Genomic DNA, 13,644 nt, shown 5'->3' on the forward strand with positions numbered 1-13,644 from the left:
TTGTTTCCTGAAGAATGGGTCTACGCCAGTGGTTCACTCGAGACAGAGAAAATCAGGAATACGTGTAAGAGACTCCCGACATGAATTGGGATACACACGCGCGGACTCATCAGGAAAGACGGGTTCGCGTTTACCCTCGAGCACGAGTCGATTTCTTCATCGAGTAGCCGGACAAACCGGGCCCAACAATGGTATTTCTTCTCTTGTTTTACTTATCCATAACAATGTCATGCGTAGTATGGAATTTAGACACTCGTAAAAGCGGAACAGTCGCCGCCGTGGTGATGACCGGCCGACGCCGTCGATTGACGGCGGCAGTCAGCAGCCAAGGCGCGCTCAGTCCTCTTCTTCCGTCTCGATGATGTCGACGACCGAGAGGGGAACGTCACGCAGCGCGCCGCCGACTTCGCTCTTGGCGATTCGGGAGGCGTGTTCCTCGCTATCGGCGTTGTACACTTCCATCTCGAGGGCCAACCCCACGAGCGCCGTGTCGGCGGCGATGAAAGCCGAGTCGAAGGGTTCCCCGCAGGCGGGACAGCCCGTCGCGCCGACTTCGACTTCGACGTAGTCCATGTCTTCGCTGTTGAGTCGTTTCCCGGCTTCGCTGACGGCGACGCCGATCGCGTCGTCGATCTCTTCGACGTCACGAACGAGCCACGCGGCTTCCATCGCGACGAGATAATTGCCCATACGTGGTGGTCGTTCCGGGGGGTTTCCTGTCTTGCGGTTCGTCGCCGACAAACGACCGCGTCCTCGAGTCCGGTTCGTTCTCGACGAGCTCGCGACGAGCGCCGGGTACGGGACGTCCACGGTGGCCTACGACCGCCGCGGGCCGAGTGCGCACGTGAGCCGAATCGTTCCCATAAGTTACGAGAATTGCCCGGGTCAATTGCCGCCTGCATAGCCGTACATCGACTCGAGTGCGCCTCGAGTGAGTCGAACTACAACTACAGTTGAATCGCAAGACGGCGCCGACCTCAAACCTGACTATCGATCGTTATAGTCAGTGAATTACGAGAAGATTTATATATACCCATCGTCTGGCCATGGCTGAACGTCGATGATATCCCGCGTGTACCACGCGACCCTGTTCGCCCTGTACCAACTGTGCATCCTGATCGGCATCGTCGCGATGCCGCTCGCGATCGCCGCCCGCCAGGCCGGCGTCACGCTCCCGATCCACCGCGTCCTCGCGAACGTCGAGGAGGAACTCGAGGCCCGCCAATCCGAGGAGTAATCGAATCCGACCGAACTGACGACGAATCGCCGTTTCTGTAGGGCTCTCGACTCGAGAGCCACCGGTCCGAAAAGCGGAAACCCCCGAGGTGACCGCCGGTGTTTTATACCGTGCCGGTCGTAACGTTTCGTCAATGCGAGCACCTCAGCATAATTCGGACTTCTCTCGTACCGTCGACCAGTTGGCCGACGATCCGAACCCCTACGAGCCCGAAATCGGGTCGATGCCCCAGAACGACCTGACGCGGGCCGACCTCGACAACGTCAACAAGACCGGGACGACGACGATCGGCATCTCGACGGCCGACGGCGTCGTCATCGCGACGGACATGCGCGCCAGCCTCGGCGGCCGGTTCGTCTCGAACAAGAACGTCCAGAAGGTCGAGCAGATCCACCCGACCGGCGCGCTGACGCTCGTCGGCTCGGTCGGCGGCGCCCAGTCGTTCATCTCGAGTCTCCGCGCCGAGGTCAACCTCTACGAGTCCCGACGCGGCGAGCAGATGAGTATCGACGCGCTCGCGACGCTGGCGGGCAACTTCGCCCGCGGTGGCCCGTTCTTCGCCATCCACCCGATCCTGGGCGGCGTCGACGAGGAGGGCAGCCACGTCTACAGCATCGACCCCGCCGGCGGGGTCATGGAGGACGACTACACCGTCACCGGCTCCGGGATGCAACTCGCCTACGGGCATCTCGAGCAGGCCTACGAGGAGGACATGTCCAACGAGGAGGCCGTCTCGGTCGCAGCCCACGGCATCAAGTCCGCCGTCGAGCGCGACACCGGCTCCGGCAACGGCGTCTTCCTCTGTGAGATCACCGACGAGGGCGTCGACATCCACGGCCACCACGACTTCGACGACGTCCTGTAAGTCGGCTCGAGGCGAGCGGGTTCCGATTTTTCGCTGTTACAGTGGACGGAGCCGCGGCTCCGTTCGCCGCGGTAACCGTTCGGTATCGATCGTCGCGGAACGGAGAGAAAAATCCGGATTCGAGACGGACGTTACGCAGTTACTTGAGCCGGGTCGCCTGCTCGAGCTGGAACTCCGAGACCTGCGGTTCGGCGAGCTCGGTCGCGCGTCCCGTCTCGCTCGAGCGGTAGATCGCGTCGATGACCCGCTGGACGGTCAGGGCCTCCTCGACGGTGTTCGTCTCGGGCGTCGCACCCGCGGCGATCGCCGCGAGGAACTGTTCGTCCTGTTCCGCGTAGCCGGTCACCGACTCGTCGCCGGTCATCCTCACGTCGGCGTAGTGGTCGCCGCCTGCGGTGCCCGCCTCGAGGATATTGAGAGTGGTGTCGCCGATGTCGAACTGCGCGCCGGCCTCGGTGCCGCGCACGCGGAAGTCCATGCTCTCCTCGCGGTTGGTCGCCCAGGCGGCCTCGAGCGAGATCGTCTGGCCCTCGGCGGTGCGGATGAAGGCGCTGACGGAGTCGTCGACCTCGTAGGTCTCCGCTTCGGCGTCCCAGTTGTCGCCGAAGCCGTCGGGGTCGGCGTACTCCGCGTCGGTGCCAAAGGTCGTCCGGGTGACCCCCGACACTTCGGTGATCTCCGGGAAGTCGAGCGCGTAGAGGGCGAGGTCGAGCGCGTGGACGCCGATGTCGAGTAGGGCGCCGCCGCCGGCGAGTTCCGGGTCCGTAAACCACGAGCCGGGGCCGGGGACGCCTCGCCGTCGGACGTAGTTGGCCTCGACGTGGGTGAGGTCGCCGAAGCGACCGCGGGCGTGTTGTTCGTCGAACATCGCCATCGACGCGGCGTGACGGTTGTGGAAGCCGACCATGCAGATGCCGTCCGCGCTCGCGGCGGTGCGTGCGACTCGCTCGGCGCTCTCTATCGTGTGGGCCAGCGGCTTCTCGACGAGCACGTGACAGCCGGCCTCGAGGGCGTCGACGGCGATCGGTTCGTGAAACCGGTTAGGCGTCGTCACGATGACGGCGTCGACGTCGTCCGCGGCGACCATCTCTTCGTGGGTCTCGTAGGTCCGCGCGCCGAACTCGTCGGCGAAGCGCTGGCGTTGGGCCTCGACGAGGTCGGTGCCGGCGACGACCTCGGCACCAAGATCGGAGATGCTACGCGCGTGCAGGTGCCCCATCCCGCCCAGACCGACGATTCCGACGCCGATACCGTCGCCGATCATCGCGAAACCTCCGATTGATGAAGCGTCCAGGAGGAGATGGTAGCGGAAACGGGCGATTTCGATGGCATTTGCGTGCGGTCCCAGTCCATAGAGAGAAGCAGTCGGCGATCGAAATAAGGGTTGTGACCGATTAATCTGTGCAATTGTTCTGTTGTTCAGGAATGATTATACGATCGCTGTCTGACACCGGGAAACAGGTCCGAATAATCGTATCGTTAAACCGACCCGTCACGGGCCAGTATCACTTCAGCTAAGGGCGTTCGTGACGATGGCCGTCCGATGGCCGACGTTACGATCTGGAACGAGTACCGCCACGAACGCGAGGACGACGACGTCGCGGCCGTCTATCCGGACGGCATCCACGCGACGATCGCCGACGCGCTGGACGCCGGCGGCGCTGATCGGGACGACGGGCCCGATCACGAGATCCGTACCGCGACGCTGGACGACCCCGAACACGGCCTTCCGCCGGACGTCCTCGAGGAGACCGACGTGTTGCTGTGGTGGGGCCACGAGGCCCACGACGAGGTCTCCGAAGCCGTCGTCGACCGCGTCCAGCAGCGGGTGCTCGAGGGGATGGGCCTGATCGTCCTCCACTCGGGGCACTACTCGAAGGTCTTCAAGCGGCTCATGGGCACGACCTGTAGCCTGCAGTACCGCGAGGACGGGAGGACCGAACGGCTCTGGGTCGTCGACCCCGGCCACCCGATCGCCGACGGGCTCGACGAATCGATCGAACTCCCCAGAACGGAGATGTACGGCGAGCCGTTCGACGTGCCCGAGCCCGACCGGCTGGTGTTCACCAGCTGGTTCGAGGGCGGTGAGGTGTTCCGCAGCGGCTGTTGCTACCGGCGGGGCAGCGGCCGAATCTTCTACTTCCGGCCGGGTCACGAAGAGTATCCGATCTACGAGGACGACGACGTTCGGCGCGTGCTCCGCAACGCCGTCGACTGGGCGACGCCGAGGGAGGGGGCGCCGCGGACGTTCGGCGAACGCGATTGAATTCGGACGAATTCCGCCCAAGCGGGCGCCACTGGGTTAGAACGTCTGTCGTCCCTCGTCGGTGACGATGCTCTCGAGCAGTTCGATCGGCGTCGCGTCGTAATTGGGGTTTTCGACGGCGAAGCCCTCCGCGGGTTCCGGCATCACCTCGCTGCCCGGCCGGAACTCGTTTTCGAAGACGAACCCCTCGCTGACGATCTTCGACGCCGAGCCCAGGACGGTGACGGGGACGTCCAATCGCGCGGCCGTCGACGCGAGCGGAAACGTGCCGACGCGGTTATACAGCGTGTCCTCGACGATGCAGTCCATGCCGACGACGACTCGGTCACACTCCTCGAGGTAGACGCCGTGGGCGCTGTCGGTGATCAGCGTCGTCTCGACGCCGTCGAGGTCCGCGAGCGCTCGCGCCGTCTTGCGGCCGATGAAGCGGGGCCGGGCCTCGGTGACGTAGACCTCGAAGCTCTTGCCCGCGTCGGTCGCTTGCTCGAGGGCCTCCAAAACCGTCGAGGAGTAATCGTGGGTCAGCAGCGTCGCGCCGTCCTCGAGGAACTCGGCGGCGTTCTCGGCCGCGAGTTCCTTCCCGGACTCGACGCGGGAGACGACCGCGTCGATCTTGTCCCGGGTGTACTGCTTTGCCTCCTCGACGCTGTCGTGATCGGCGTCGGAGACGTCGTCGACGACTTCCCGGACCGCGTTCTGCAGCGAGGCGTGAGAGTGGTTCGCTCGTCGGAGCACCGAGCCGTTGCGCTCGAGGGCGCGCGTGTACTCCTCGACGGTAGCGAACTCCCGTTCGAGCAACTCCTCTAGGGCCCGCGTCGCGCGGACGGCTACCACCGAGGAGCTGTGGGTCTGCATCTCCTGGATCTGCTCGACCGTCTCGTCGATCATACCTGCACGAATTCCCGTCAGGGAGAAAGGTGTTCGGGTGTCGGTAGTGGCCGCGGCTGGTCAGTCTGCGGGTTCGAAGCCGAAGATGCGCCGTAACTCCGCTTCGATTCTCGTGACGAGTTCCTCGAGGACGGTGTCGAATCGCTCGGGTTCGCCGACGGCGCTTCGCACCTCCTCGACGTGCTCGTCGGGCAACTCGACGCGGAACTCGCCGTCTCCCTCGTAGAACGGCTCGCTCTCGCTCAGAACGTTCCGATCGATCGCTTTGAGGATCTCGGAGTCGTAGCGGCCGTGCAGCTGGTTGTAGGCGTTGGAGTAGGCCTCCTGGAGCTCCTCGAAGTAGTGGACGTACTTGTCCTCGAACTTCTCGGGATCGAACTCGGTCATGGTCGGTTGTGGGCCAGCAGGCGGGTAAACGGTTCGGGACCGCTTTGGAGACTCATCTCGAGCGACGTTCGGCGACTCGAGGTATCACAAATCACTCGGATCATCCCTGCTATCGTGGCGACGGGGAATTGCCACGCCCTCCCCAGCCGACTGCGGTCCTCACTCACGGGTCGTCCCTCCCCGTTCGTTGCGGTCCTCGTCCCTCGCACGAGATCGTTGATCGCTCCTCGCTGTCGCTCGGACCGATCGACAGCGCGCGCCACCGCACGCCTCACATCGGAGTCTCGACCGCAGACTTACGTCCTCGAGCCCCCTAGAACCGTCGATGACCGTCACCGTCCGCTACACCTGTCCCCACTGCAACGCCGTCGTGAGCCTCGAGCGGCCGCCGGATCTGGCGGATCGGTCAGTTACGACGGTCCCGCAGCCGGGGTGGGAGTACGCCGACCCGGACGATCCGGACCGTGAATCGGCCGACGGCATCGAGTTTCTCTGCGGTGAGGACGGCCCCGTCACCGACCTCGAGGGCGAGCCGGTCGAGGGCTGCGGGCGACCGTTCTATCTGAACTTCGTCCGCTACGAGCAGGGGGTCGAACTCGAGCCGGACCCGCCGACATACGGCGGGCCGCGGTTCGATTTCAACGCCTGACGAATTTGCAGTCGATCCGGTGATCGGTCCGCAGATCGGTTCGCGCGAGTCGTCGCCTCGAGACCGACAGGGTCCTCTACCCGCAGTTCCGATCCTCGAGTCGAGTATGTCGTGGTATCTCCTGGTGCTCGCGGGACTGTTCGAAGTCGGCTGGGCGATCGGGCTCGGGTACTCCGACGGGCTCTCGCGGCCGCTCCCGACGCTCGCCACCGTCGTCTCCCTCGTCATCAGCATGGGGCTGTTGGCCCTGGCGGTCAGAGACCTCCCGGTAGGAACGGCCTACGCGGTCTGGACGGGGATCGGCGCCGTCGGGACCGCGTCGCTCGGGATCGTCCTCTTCGACGAACCCGTGTCTGCGGCTCGAGTCGGCTTCCTCAGCGTGATCGTCGTCGGGATCGTCGGGCTGCACCTCACCGGCGGCCACTGACGACCGACCGGCGGCGGTCCGCGGTGCGACTTCAACGCGTAGACGGTGCGCATCGGTCACAGACAGCGTTCGCGCGGCCAATTTGCTGGTGCGGTCTTTTTGGACCAGCTTTTTGCAAGGGCTCGAGCGAACGAAGTGAGCGAGCGCCCGCAGGAAAAAGGTGGGAACACAACCCTTTTCGACGCCCGGAAGTAGCTAGTTACATGGACGAAGCCGCCGTTCGCGACCGCCTCCGGACGGTCGAAGATCCGGAACTCGGCGACGACATCGTTTCGCTCGGACTCGTCAACGACATCACCGTCGACGGCGAGCAGGTCGATATCGATCTCGCGCTGGGGGCGCCGTACTCACCCACCGAGACCGATATCGCCGGCGAGGTACGGGAACTGCTCCTCGAGGAGGGCCTCGAGCCAGACCTCTCAGCGAGCGTTCCCGACCGGGACGACGTCGCCAACGAGGATCAGGTGCTGCCGGGCGTCAAGAACGTCATCGCCGTCGCCTCCGGGAAGGGTGGCGTCGGCAAGTCGACGGTCGCCGTCAACCTCGCGGCCGGCCTCTCGCGGCTGGGCGCCAACGTGGGCCTGTTCGACGCCGACGTCTACGGCCCGAACGTGCCGCGGATGGTCGACGCCGACGAGCCGCCGATGGCCACCGAGGACGAGACGCTCGTGCCCCCCGAGAAGTACGGCGTGAAGCTGATGAGCATGGCCTTCCTCACCGGCGAGGACGACCCCGTCATCTGGCGCGGCCCGATGGTCCACAAGGTCATCACCCAGCTCACCGAGGACGTCGAGTGGGGCCACCTCGACTACCTCGTCATCGACCTCCCGCCGGGGACCGGTGACACCCAGCTGACGATGCTCCAGACCATGCCTGTCACGGGTGCAGTCATCGTCACGACGCCCCAGGACGTCGCCCTAGACGACGCTCGGAAGGGCCTCGAGATGTTCGCCAAACACGACACCGTCGTGCTCGGCATCGCCGAGAACATGTCGACGTTCTCCTGTCCCGACTGCGGCGGCGAGCACGACATCTTCGGTTCCGGCGGCGGCCGGGAGTTCGCCGACGAACACGAGATGCCGTTCCTGGGCTCGATCCCGCTCGACCCGGCCGTCCGCGAGGGCGGCGACGGCGGGAAGCCGACCGTCCTCGAAGACGAGAGCGCCACCGGCGACGCCTTCCGGACGATCACCGAGAACGTCGCGAACAACACTGGGATCGTCCACCGGCGCGGCGTCTCCACGAGCAGGCGGAACGAGGCGGCCTCGGCCGATCGATGACGCCGGACGTCGACCCCGACTCGAGCGACGGAACGGATGCGGACGCACCCGAGTTCGAGCCCGATCCCGAACGTGTGGCGGCGCTCCGCGACGTCGCCGACGACGTCCGCGGGGAAACCAGCGAGAGCAAGCAACTCGCCAACATCCTCTACCGGACTAGCGACCTCTACGATCCCGACGAGGAAACTACGCCCGAGGAGATCGTTCGCAACGTGAAGTTCATCCTCGAGGTCACCGAACGCGGCGGCCTCGATCGCTGAACCGCGACGCCGCTTCGCGGACCGGTTTTTCGACCGTCTTCGCCGGCTGTTCATTTCGTCCCCTCGTTTTTCGTCAGCCGTTCGTTTCGACCTCCCGTTTCTCGCCGACGCGCTCGAGTGAGCAACCACGAGTGAGGCCGCTCGCGATAGCTATGACTACGATGACAGGAGATCGAGAAACCGCCCGCTGATACCGTGATGAAGATCTACGGCATTCTGTGGTATCAAATGGTTCCTAAAACCATTTAGGGACAGTTCTTATACGAGTCGCCGTCGTTCTCGCGGGTAGGTACCAGGGACGGCAATTACCCGTCACTGCGCCCTCGACACCATGACCGACGCAACCACGCCCATCGAAGCCACGTTCGAGCTGCAGCGCCAGTCGATCAAACAGAGCCAGCAGCTGTTCGAGCAGGGGCTCGAGTTCCAGGAGAACGCGATGGAGACGATGCTTCGCAACGGGATGGCGGCCCAGCGAAGCGCCCAGCGCCAGGGCACCGAACTCGCCCGCCGGTTCCTCGACGCCCAGCTCGAGGCCCTCGAGGACGCCATCGACGAGGACGCCTACGACGTCCGGTCGACCGTCGACGAGGGATTCGAAGAGAGTACGGCACAGACCAAGCAGGCGTTTAACGAAGGGGTCGAGCAACACGCCGAACTGGTCCAGCGGATGCTTCACGCGCAGTTCGACGCCCTCGACTCCGTGATGAACGGCGACGAGTTCAACGTTCGCTCGGCCGTCAACGACGGCTTCGACGAGTTCGAGCGCACCCAGGACGAGGCCTGGGAGGAGCTCGAGGACGGCTTTCTCGAGGCCGTCGACGAACTGACCGCCCAACAACAGCAGGTGCTCGCCGACTCGACGCAGTCGATGCTCGAGGCCCAACAGGAGACCGAACAGCAGACCGTCGAGGGCATCCGCCGTGCCGAGGAGGCCGCCGAAACGGTCCAACAGCAGACCGAAGACGTCGCTGATACCGTCCAACAGTCCACCGAAGCGGTCGCACAGACGGCCCAGGAGTCGACCGAGTCGGTCGCCCGGACGAGCCAGCGCGGCGCGCAGGACCTGGTCGGCGAGGCCGCCGAAGCGACCGAGAGCACCGTCGTCGAGACCACGAACGCGATCGAAACCGCGACCGAGGAAGGAGCCGACGCGACCGAGCAGAACCTGCAGGCCCTCGAGGGCGTCGGGCAGACCTACGCCGAGCGGCTGGCAGACGCGGGCATCGAGACGATCGCCGACCTCGCGAGCACGCAGGCCCACGCCGTCGCTAGCGCCGCGGAGATCTCCGAGGACCGCGCTTCGGACTGGATTCAGGCCGCCCAATCGCAGGCGTAATCGGGCCGCAGCCGAACGAGCCAGGATCGCCGCCGTGACAGGGATCGTTTTTTCGTCGGTACGTTCCCAGTGACTCTCCGTCTCGAGTCGGCGGGAACCGAAGCGCGCTTCGGCGGCAGCGAGCGGCGGCAGCCGCGTCACTTTTGGGCGCCTCCCTCGAGACTCGAGTGTGGACGCGAATCAACAGTCTCGGGCGAACCCGTTCGGCATGGACGAGGAGTGTCGGAACTGTCCGGCGCTCTGTGAGACGCGCACGCAGGTCGTCCACGGCTACGGCGACGTCGACGCGGACTTTCTGTTCGTCGGCGAGCGACCGACCGCGAGCGCGGACGCGATCGGCGTCCCGTTCGCCGCGGAGGCGGCTGACGGGGCGGCCGCCGAGGGAACCGAGTCGGCGACGACCCTCCGGCGAATGCTCGAGCGGCTCGGGCTCTGCGATTCGACGTCACCGGCCGACGAGCCGGTCCTCGAGAACGTCTACCTGACGAACCTCACGCGCTGTCGCGATCCCGATCGACGGCCGACGGACGAGGAAATCGGCAACTGCGATCCCTACCTCAACGCCGAGATTCGGATGATCAACCCCGAGATCCTCGTCCCCGTCGGCGAGCGACCGCTGCGGGAGCTCGGCGTGGAATACACGACGACACCGGCCGACGACCTCGCGCTGCCGGACGACCACGCCGTACGGATCCGCGGTCGCGGGTTCGAACTCGTTCCGATGGTCGATCCCCGCGAACAGTCCGACGCGCAGACGCAGGCGTGGCTCGAGGAGTTCGTCGATCTGATGGCCTCGGACTACCGCCAGACGAAGGGGCGACGCGAGCGGTAAGCGATCGACTCATCACCAGTACGGGTTGGCGAGCCACTCGCGGGATCGCGCACCGAGGGCGGCCAGCGCGCCGACCGCGACGACGACGACCGCGAGCACGCCAAGAAGCGGCGCGAGGTAGTCGCCGGAGCCGAGCAGGGTGCTGTCGGCGAAGCTCCAGACGCCGAGCGCCGCCAGCAGGACGACCGTCAGGACGCCGAGCAGACCGACCGATCCGGGAATCGACCGCGGGAGCGTTTGCTCTTCCATAGCCGAGTGCTGTCGGTCCACCACCATAATTCGTCCGCCGGCGGCGCAAGCGGCGGGGTCGCGCTGGCGAAAGCGCCGCGTTCAAGAGTCGCGTCCGCGGAGAACCGTGTATGATCGTCGTCGTTCCGGTCGATCCGCCTCGAGAGGGTCTCGTCCTGTCGTCGCTCGTCGACGAAACGCCGCTGTCGGCCGCCGACGCCGTCGCGCTCTACGAGGCCGCCGTCGCCGACGTCTGCTGGGCCGTCGCCGAGAGCGGCGGCGACCTACTGGTCAACTACCGCGACGCGGAGACGTTGCCCGACGAGTTCGCCAACGCCGACTCCGACTCCGATCCCGAAGCCGAGGTCCGCGCGCTCGTCATCGACGCGCTCGGGGAGGACGCCATCGCCGGCGACGGCGACCGCGACGCGGGCGTCCGATTCGAACCCCAGGTCGGCTCGAGTCGCGATGCGCGGATCGGCAACACCGTCACGCACCTTCTCGAGCGCGAGGGCGCCGACAGCGTCGGCGTCCTCGAGTCGACGGCCCCGCTGGTTCGGCGAACTGAGATCGACGGCGTGGCGATGTCTGTCCGGCGCCACGAGGTCGTCCTCGGGCCGTCCGCCGAGGGACGAACCTACCTCGCCGGCTTCCGGGAGGCGATCGACTTCGCCGACGCGTACGCGACGCCGGAGGTAACCACGCTGGCAACTCGAGCCACGGACGCGGGTTTCGGGGTCGGATTCGCCCCCATGCTCCCGACCGTCGACACGCCCGCGGGACTTCGCTCGACGCTCGCGCTGCTTGAGGCGCGACGCCTCGCGGACCAGCCAGGCAGCGAGGCGACGGCTGCCGTCGTCGACGAACTGGGACTCGCGGTCGGGGACGACGGTTCGCTCGAGCGATCGTAACCGACAGTACTTTTTGAACGTACGGAGAAGGTGAGCGTGAGGTGGGGTAGCGAAGCGGCCCAACGCGCCTGCCTTGAGAGCAGGTGGCTGTATAGCCTCATGGGTTCAAATCCCATCCCCACCGCTTCCTTGCGATTTTGGTGATTACTTCACATATCTGGTTTTACAGCGATCATATATTTTTTATAACAGAGAACAAGTCCATGGTGATTAGTTGGTGATCGTCGTCAATGAAATAGAAACTATCAAACAGAAGTCGAGATACATACCATCTGAATGATTGAATCATTTGCTCTATCAGATTTATTAGCATCAATCCCAGTACTCACAGTCATCCTTGTGTCATATAATATCTACAAATCACGCTTGGAAACTAAAGCAAGCGACATAGACATAGAATACGTACATCAGAGAAATAATTTTAAACATCTACAAGATGGTGGGTTAAAATATACTCTTGGTTTAATAGCTATCAATAATGGCGAACGTAATGGGATCATTGAAAGAGTATTTTTAGATGAGATTATGATTGTTAACGATGGTTCTGTGGAAGATTATGTACCGGAGAGTGACATCGACTATTGGACAATCGAGACATCTCCCGAAGAGTATGAGGACTGGATAGATGTTCCACCTGAGGAAACCATTCGATTTGATGTAACCGCCTTTTTATCAGGAGAAGACATCAAAGAGAGATACGATCAGAATTTACTGCCTGTATTTAAGTTCGAGATCAGAGATCATAGTCAGCACTATTTGGAGGAAATCCATGGGAAGTTGGAGTGGTACGAAGACGACTATGAACCATCAGGATTAGAGTGGGTGAGTGGAGCGGAATAGTGACGAAATCCAACAGTGATCTAACGCAGAGGAGACCCGTGTCTTATACGAAACGTTGGGATTTGAATCAGGGAGGAGCTTCGCTCCGACCGTGGTTCAAATCCCATCCCCACCGTTTTAACAACGACGACGAGCGTAGTGAGACGTCTGTGAGCACGAAAGCGACACGTTGGGATTCGAATTAGAGAAGTCGCAGCGCCCGAACGGAGAGCGCGATCGTCTCGGCGTGGTTCGAATCCTATCCCACCGGATTTTGCCGCAAGTGGCGATTCCCACATCGCGAGTCACGGAGTTCGCTTGCACCGAATCAAAGACGATACCGACCGAACAACCGATATGCTCTCTGCCTCGAGCGCCGTAACCGATCCCGGTCTCGTCAACGCCCTCGCCGCGGTGTTCGCGGTCGCCCTCGCACTGGTCCACGTCTTCGCCGGCCGACTGCGTCATCTCGAGGCGATCCCGCGCAGCCGGTGGCTGTCGATAGCGGGTGGCGTCTCGGTCGCGTACGTCTTTGTTCATATCCTCCCCGACGTCGGGGCAGCCGCCGAGGCGATCGACGAGAGCAACACCGTCCTCGCCACCGTGGATCACCACGTCTATCTCGTCACGCTCGTCGGGTTCGCCGCCTTCTACGGCCTCGAGCGGTTCGCCATGGTGAGAGCCGACGCCGAGAGCGAAGGGGGAGGGAGGGGTAGCGCCGCCGTCGATGCCGACGACTCGAGGGCCGTCGCTGACGGCTCGGAACCGGAGCCCGACGGCGTCTTCTGGCTCCACGCGGGCTCGTTCGCCGCCTACAACGCGCTCATCGGCTATCTGCTCGTCCACCGCGAGGAGCCGGGCGTCGAGAGCCTGGCGCTGTTTTTCGTCGCGATGGCGCTGCACTTCCTCGTGAACGACTTCGGCCTCCGCGAGCACCACGGGGGAATCTACCACCGCTACGGTCGGTGGCTGCTCGCGGCGGCCGTGCTGTTCGGGCTCGCCGTCGGCTACGTAACCCCCATCGGGGAGTTCGCCGTCGCGCTCCTGTTCGCGTTCCTCTCCGGCGGGATTATCCTCAACGTCATCAAGGAGGAACTCCCCTCGGAACGCCGGAGTCGGTTCTGGGCCTTCGCCGTCGGCGCCGCGGGTTACACCCTGCTGTTGCTCGCCGCGTAGCGGTCGAACTACCGGCGAGCCCGCGGGAGCGATCGTTCGGAGACGGAACGGCGTGCAGTCGCACACCTGTCGTTTTTGCC

17 protein-coding genes and 1 tRNA gene are annotated in these 13,644 nt (G+C 64.1%); 13 read left to right on the forward strand and 5 right to left on the reverse strand.

Going from position 1 to position 13,644, the window contains the following annotated elements; translation table 11 throughout:
* Positions 1 to 336: 336 nt before the first annotated feature.
* Positions 337 to 690: a DUF555 domain-containing protein gene (locus C477_RS22215; RefSeq protein WP_008896827.1), complete on the reverse strand. Its 354-nt coding sequence runs from the start codon at positions 688 to 690 to the stop codon at positions 337 to 339.
* A gap of 370 nt (positions 691 to 1,060) precedes the next feature.
* Here C477_RS22215 and C477_RS24280 point away from each other — a divergent pair, with 370 nt between their 5' ends.
* Together C477_RS24280 and psmB are read left to right on the forward strand one after the other, a co-directional pair.
* Entirely contained in the window at positions 1,061 to 1,237 is a 177-nt protein-coding gene (locus tag C477_RS24280; RefSeq protein WP_169332656.1) for a hypothetical protein, read from the forward strand.
* A 133-nt stretch (positions 1,238 to 1,370) separates the two neighbouring features.
* Complete coding sequence (psmB, locus tag C477_RS22220; protein WP_049914769.1) at positions 1,371 to 2,102, forward strand: archaeal proteasome endopeptidase complex subunit beta; 732 nt, start codon at positions 1,371 to 1,373, stop codon at positions 2,100 to 2,102.
* Positions 2,103 to 2,241: 139 nt separating this feature from the next.
* Here psmB and C477_RS22225 read toward each other — a convergent pair whose 3' ends face one another.
* Entirely contained in the window at positions 2,242 to 3,366 is a 1,125-nt protein-coding gene (locus C477_RS22225) for a Gfo/Idh/MocA family protein (protein ID WP_008896830.1), read from the reverse strand.
* A 279-nt stretch (positions 3,367 to 3,645) separates the two neighbouring features.
* On the opposite strand from C477_RS22225, the gene C477_RS22230 reads away from it, so the two are divergent.
* Entirely contained in the window at positions 3,646 to 4,368 is a 723-nt protein-coding gene (locus C477_RS22230; protein WP_008896831.1) for a ThuA domain-containing protein, read from the forward strand.
* Positions 4,369 to 4,404: 36 nt separating this feature from the next.
* On the opposite strand, the gene C477_RS22235 is transcribed toward C477_RS22230, so the two are convergent.
* Together C477_RS22235 and C477_RS22240 are read right to left on the reverse strand one after the other, a co-directional pair.
* Positions 4,405 to 5,256 (reverse strand): translation initiation factor eIF-2B, encoded by an 852-nt coding sequence (locus C477_RS22235; RefSeq protein ID WP_008896832.1) that lies wholly within the window; start codon positions 5,254 to 5,256, stop codon positions 4,405 to 4,407.
* A 60-nt stretch (positions 5,257 to 5,316) separates the two neighbouring features.
* Complete coding sequence (locus C477_RS22240) at positions 5,317 to 5,643, reverse strand: DUF5783 family protein (RefSeq protein ID WP_008896833.1); 327 nt, start codon at positions 5,641 to 5,643, stop codon at positions 5,317 to 5,319.
* A 325-nt stretch (positions 5,644 to 5,968) separates the two neighbouring features.
* Here C477_RS22240 and C477_RS22245 point away from each other — a divergent pair, with 325 nt between their 5' ends.
* The 6 genes from C477_RS22245 to C477_RS22270 all read left to right on the forward strand — a co-directional run bounded on the left by C477_RS22245 (position 5,969) and on the right by C477_RS22270 (position 10,430).
* On the forward strand, positions 5,969 to 6,292 hold the full coding sequence (locus C477_RS22245; RefSeq protein ID WP_008896834.1) for a hypothetical protein: 324 nt from the start codon (positions 5,969 to 5,971) through the stop codon (positions 6,290 to 6,292).
* Between the two features lie 106 nt (positions 6,293 to 6,398).
* Positions 6,399 to 6,719 carry a quaternary ammonium compound efflux SMR transporter SugE gene (gene sugE / locus C477_RS22250; RefSeq protein WP_008896835.1) on the forward strand — a complete coding sequence of 107 codons (321 nt, stop codon included), beginning with the start codon at positions 6,399 to 6,401 and terminating at the stop codon, positions 6,717 to 6,719.
* Between the two features lie 203 nt (positions 6,720 to 6,922).
* Positions 6,923 to 7,999, forward strand: coding sequence for an Mrp/NBP35 family ATP-binding protein (locus C477_RS22255; RefSeq protein WP_008896836.1), 1,077 nt, complete (start codon positions 6,923 to 6,925; stop codon positions 7,997 to 7,999).
* Positions 7,996 to 8,259, forward strand: a complete 264-nt coding sequence (locus tag C477_RS22260) for a hypothetical protein (protein ID WP_008896837.1) — start codon at positions 7,996 to 7,998, stop codon at positions 8,257 to 8,259. The genes C477_RS22255 and C477_RS22260 overlap by 4 nt, the downstream gene beginning before the upstream one ends.
* A gap of 331 nt (positions 8,260 to 8,590) precedes the next feature.
* Positions 8,591 to 9,598, forward strand: a complete 1,008-nt coding sequence (locus tag C477_RS22265; protein WP_008896838.1) for a helix-hairpin-helix domain-containing protein — start codon at positions 8,591 to 8,593, stop codon at positions 9,596 to 9,598.
* Between the two features lie 208 nt (positions 9,599 to 9,806).
* Positions 9,807 to 10,430, forward strand: coding sequence for a uracil-DNA glycosylase (locus tag C477_RS22270; RefSeq protein ID WP_008896839.1), 624 nt, complete (start codon positions 9,807 to 9,809; stop codon positions 10,428 to 10,430).
* A gap of 12 nt (positions 10,431 to 10,442) precedes the next feature.
* Here C477_RS22270 and C477_RS22275 read toward each other — a convergent pair whose 3' ends face one another.
* Positions 10,443 to 10,679 (reverse strand): hypothetical protein, encoded by a 237-nt coding sequence (locus C477_RS22275; RefSeq protein ID WP_008896840.1) that lies wholly within the window; start codon positions 10,677 to 10,679, stop codon positions 10,443 to 10,445.
* A gap of 110 nt (positions 10,680 to 10,789) precedes the next feature.
* Here C477_RS22275 and C477_RS22280 point away from each other — a divergent pair, with 110 nt between their 5' ends.
* From C477_RS22280 to C477_RS22295, 4 genes are all read left to right on the forward strand, one after another.
* The gene (locus C477_RS22280; protein WP_008896841.1) at positions 10,790 to 11,569 is read left to right on the forward strand and encodes a hypothetical protein; all 780 of its coding nucleotides are present in this window, start codon (positions 10,790 to 10,792) and stop codon (positions 11,567 to 11,569) included.
* A 40-nt stretch (positions 11,570 to 11,609) separates the two neighbouring features.
* Positions 11,610 to 11,693, forward strand: a tRNA-Ser gene (locus tag C477_RS22285).
* A gap of 152 nt (positions 11,694 to 11,845) precedes the next feature.
* Positions 11,846 to 12,409: an urease accessory protein UreE gene (locus C477_RS23745; protein WP_152423378.1), complete on the forward strand. Its 564-nt coding sequence runs from the start codon at positions 11,846 to 11,848 to the stop codon at positions 12,407 to 12,409.
* Positions 12,410 to 12,745: 336 nt separating this feature from the next.
* The gene (locus C477_RS22295) at positions 12,746 to 13,564 is read left to right on the forward strand and encodes a hypothetical protein (RefSeq protein ID WP_008896843.1); all 819 of its coding nucleotides are present in this window, start codon (positions 12,746 to 12,748) and stop codon (positions 13,562 to 13,564) included.
* Positions 13,565 to 13,644: the final 80 nt, after the last annotated feature.

This window comes from Haloterrigena salina JCM 13891 (assembly GCF_000337495.1).
Classification (GTDB): Archaea; Halobacteriota; Halobacteria; order Halobacteriales; family Natrialbaceae; genus Haloterrigena; species Haloterrigena salina.

What these genes read in the sequence shown, in the direction of transcription:
- C477_RS22270 (WP_008896839.1), top strand. Translation starts at nt 9,807, where the DNA reads ATGGACGAGGAGTGTCGGAACTGTCCGGCGCTCTGTGAGACGCGCACG.
- sugE (WP_008896835.1), top strand. Translation starts at nt 6,399, where the DNA reads ATGTCGTGGTATCTCCTGGTGCTCGCGGGACTGTTCGAAGTCGGCTGG.
- C477_RS22245 (WP_008896834.1), top strand. Translation starts at nt 5,969, where the DNA reads ATGACCGTCACCGTCCGCTACACCTGTCCCCACTGCAACGCCGTCGTG.
- C477_RS22275 (WP_008896840.1), bottom strand. Translation starts at nt 10,679, where the DNA reads ATGGAAGAGCAAACGCTCCCGCGGTCGATTCCCGGATCGGTCGGTCTG.
- C477_RS24280 (WP_169332656.1), top strand. Translation starts at nt 1,061, where the DNA reads ATGATATCCCGCGTGTACCACGCGACCCTGTTCGCCCTGTACCAACTG.
- C477_RS22280 (WP_008896841.1), top strand. Translation starts at nt 10,790, where the DNA reads ATGATCGTCGTCGTTCCGGTCGATCCGCCTCGAGAGGGTCTCGTCCTG.
- C477_RS22235 (WP_008896832.1), bottom strand. Translation starts at nt 5,256, where the DNA reads ATGATCGACGAGACGGTCGAGCAGATCCAGGAGATGCAGACCCACAGC.
- C477_RS22225 (WP_008896830.1), bottom strand. Translation starts at nt 3,366, where the DNA reads ATGATCGGCGACGGTATCGGCGTCGGAATCGTCGGTCTGGGCGGGATG.
- C477_RS22230 (WP_008896831.1), top strand. Translation starts at nt 3,646, where the DNA reads ATGGCCGACGTTACGATCTGGAACGAGTACCGCCACGAACGCGAGGAC.
- C477_RS22255 (WP_008896836.1), top strand. Translation starts at nt 6,923, where the DNA reads ATGGACGAAGCCGCCGTTCGCGACCGCCTCCGGACGGTCGAAGATCCG.
- C477_RS22240 (WP_008896833.1), bottom strand. Translation starts at nt 5,643, where the DNA reads ATGACCGAGTTCGATCCCGAGAAGTTCGAGGACAAGTACGTCCACTAC.
- C477_RS22260 (WP_008896837.1), top strand. Translation starts at nt 7,996, where the DNA reads ATGACGCCGGACGTCGACCCCGACTCGAGCGACGGAACGGATGCGGAC.
- C477_RS22215 (WP_008896827.1), bottom strand. Translation starts at nt 690, where the DNA reads ATGGGCAATTATCTCGTCGCGATGGAAGCCGCGTGGCTCGTTCGTGAC.
- C477_RS22295 (WP_008896843.1), top strand. Translation starts at nt 12,746, where the DNA reads ATGCTCTCTGCCTCGAGCGCCGTAACCGATCCCGGTCTCGTCAACGCC.
- C477_RS23745 (WP_152423378.1), top strand. Translation starts at nt 11,846, where the DNA reads ATGATTGAATCATTTGCTCTATCAGATTTATTAGCATCAATCCCAGTA.
- C477_RS22265 (WP_008896838.1), top strand. Translation starts at nt 8,591, where the DNA reads ATGACCGACGCAACCACGCCCATCGAAGCCACGTTCGAGCTGCAGCGC.
- psmB (WP_049914769.1), top strand. Translation starts at nt 1,371, where the DNA reads ATGCGAGCACCTCAGCATAATTCGGACTTCTCTCGTACCGTCGACCAG.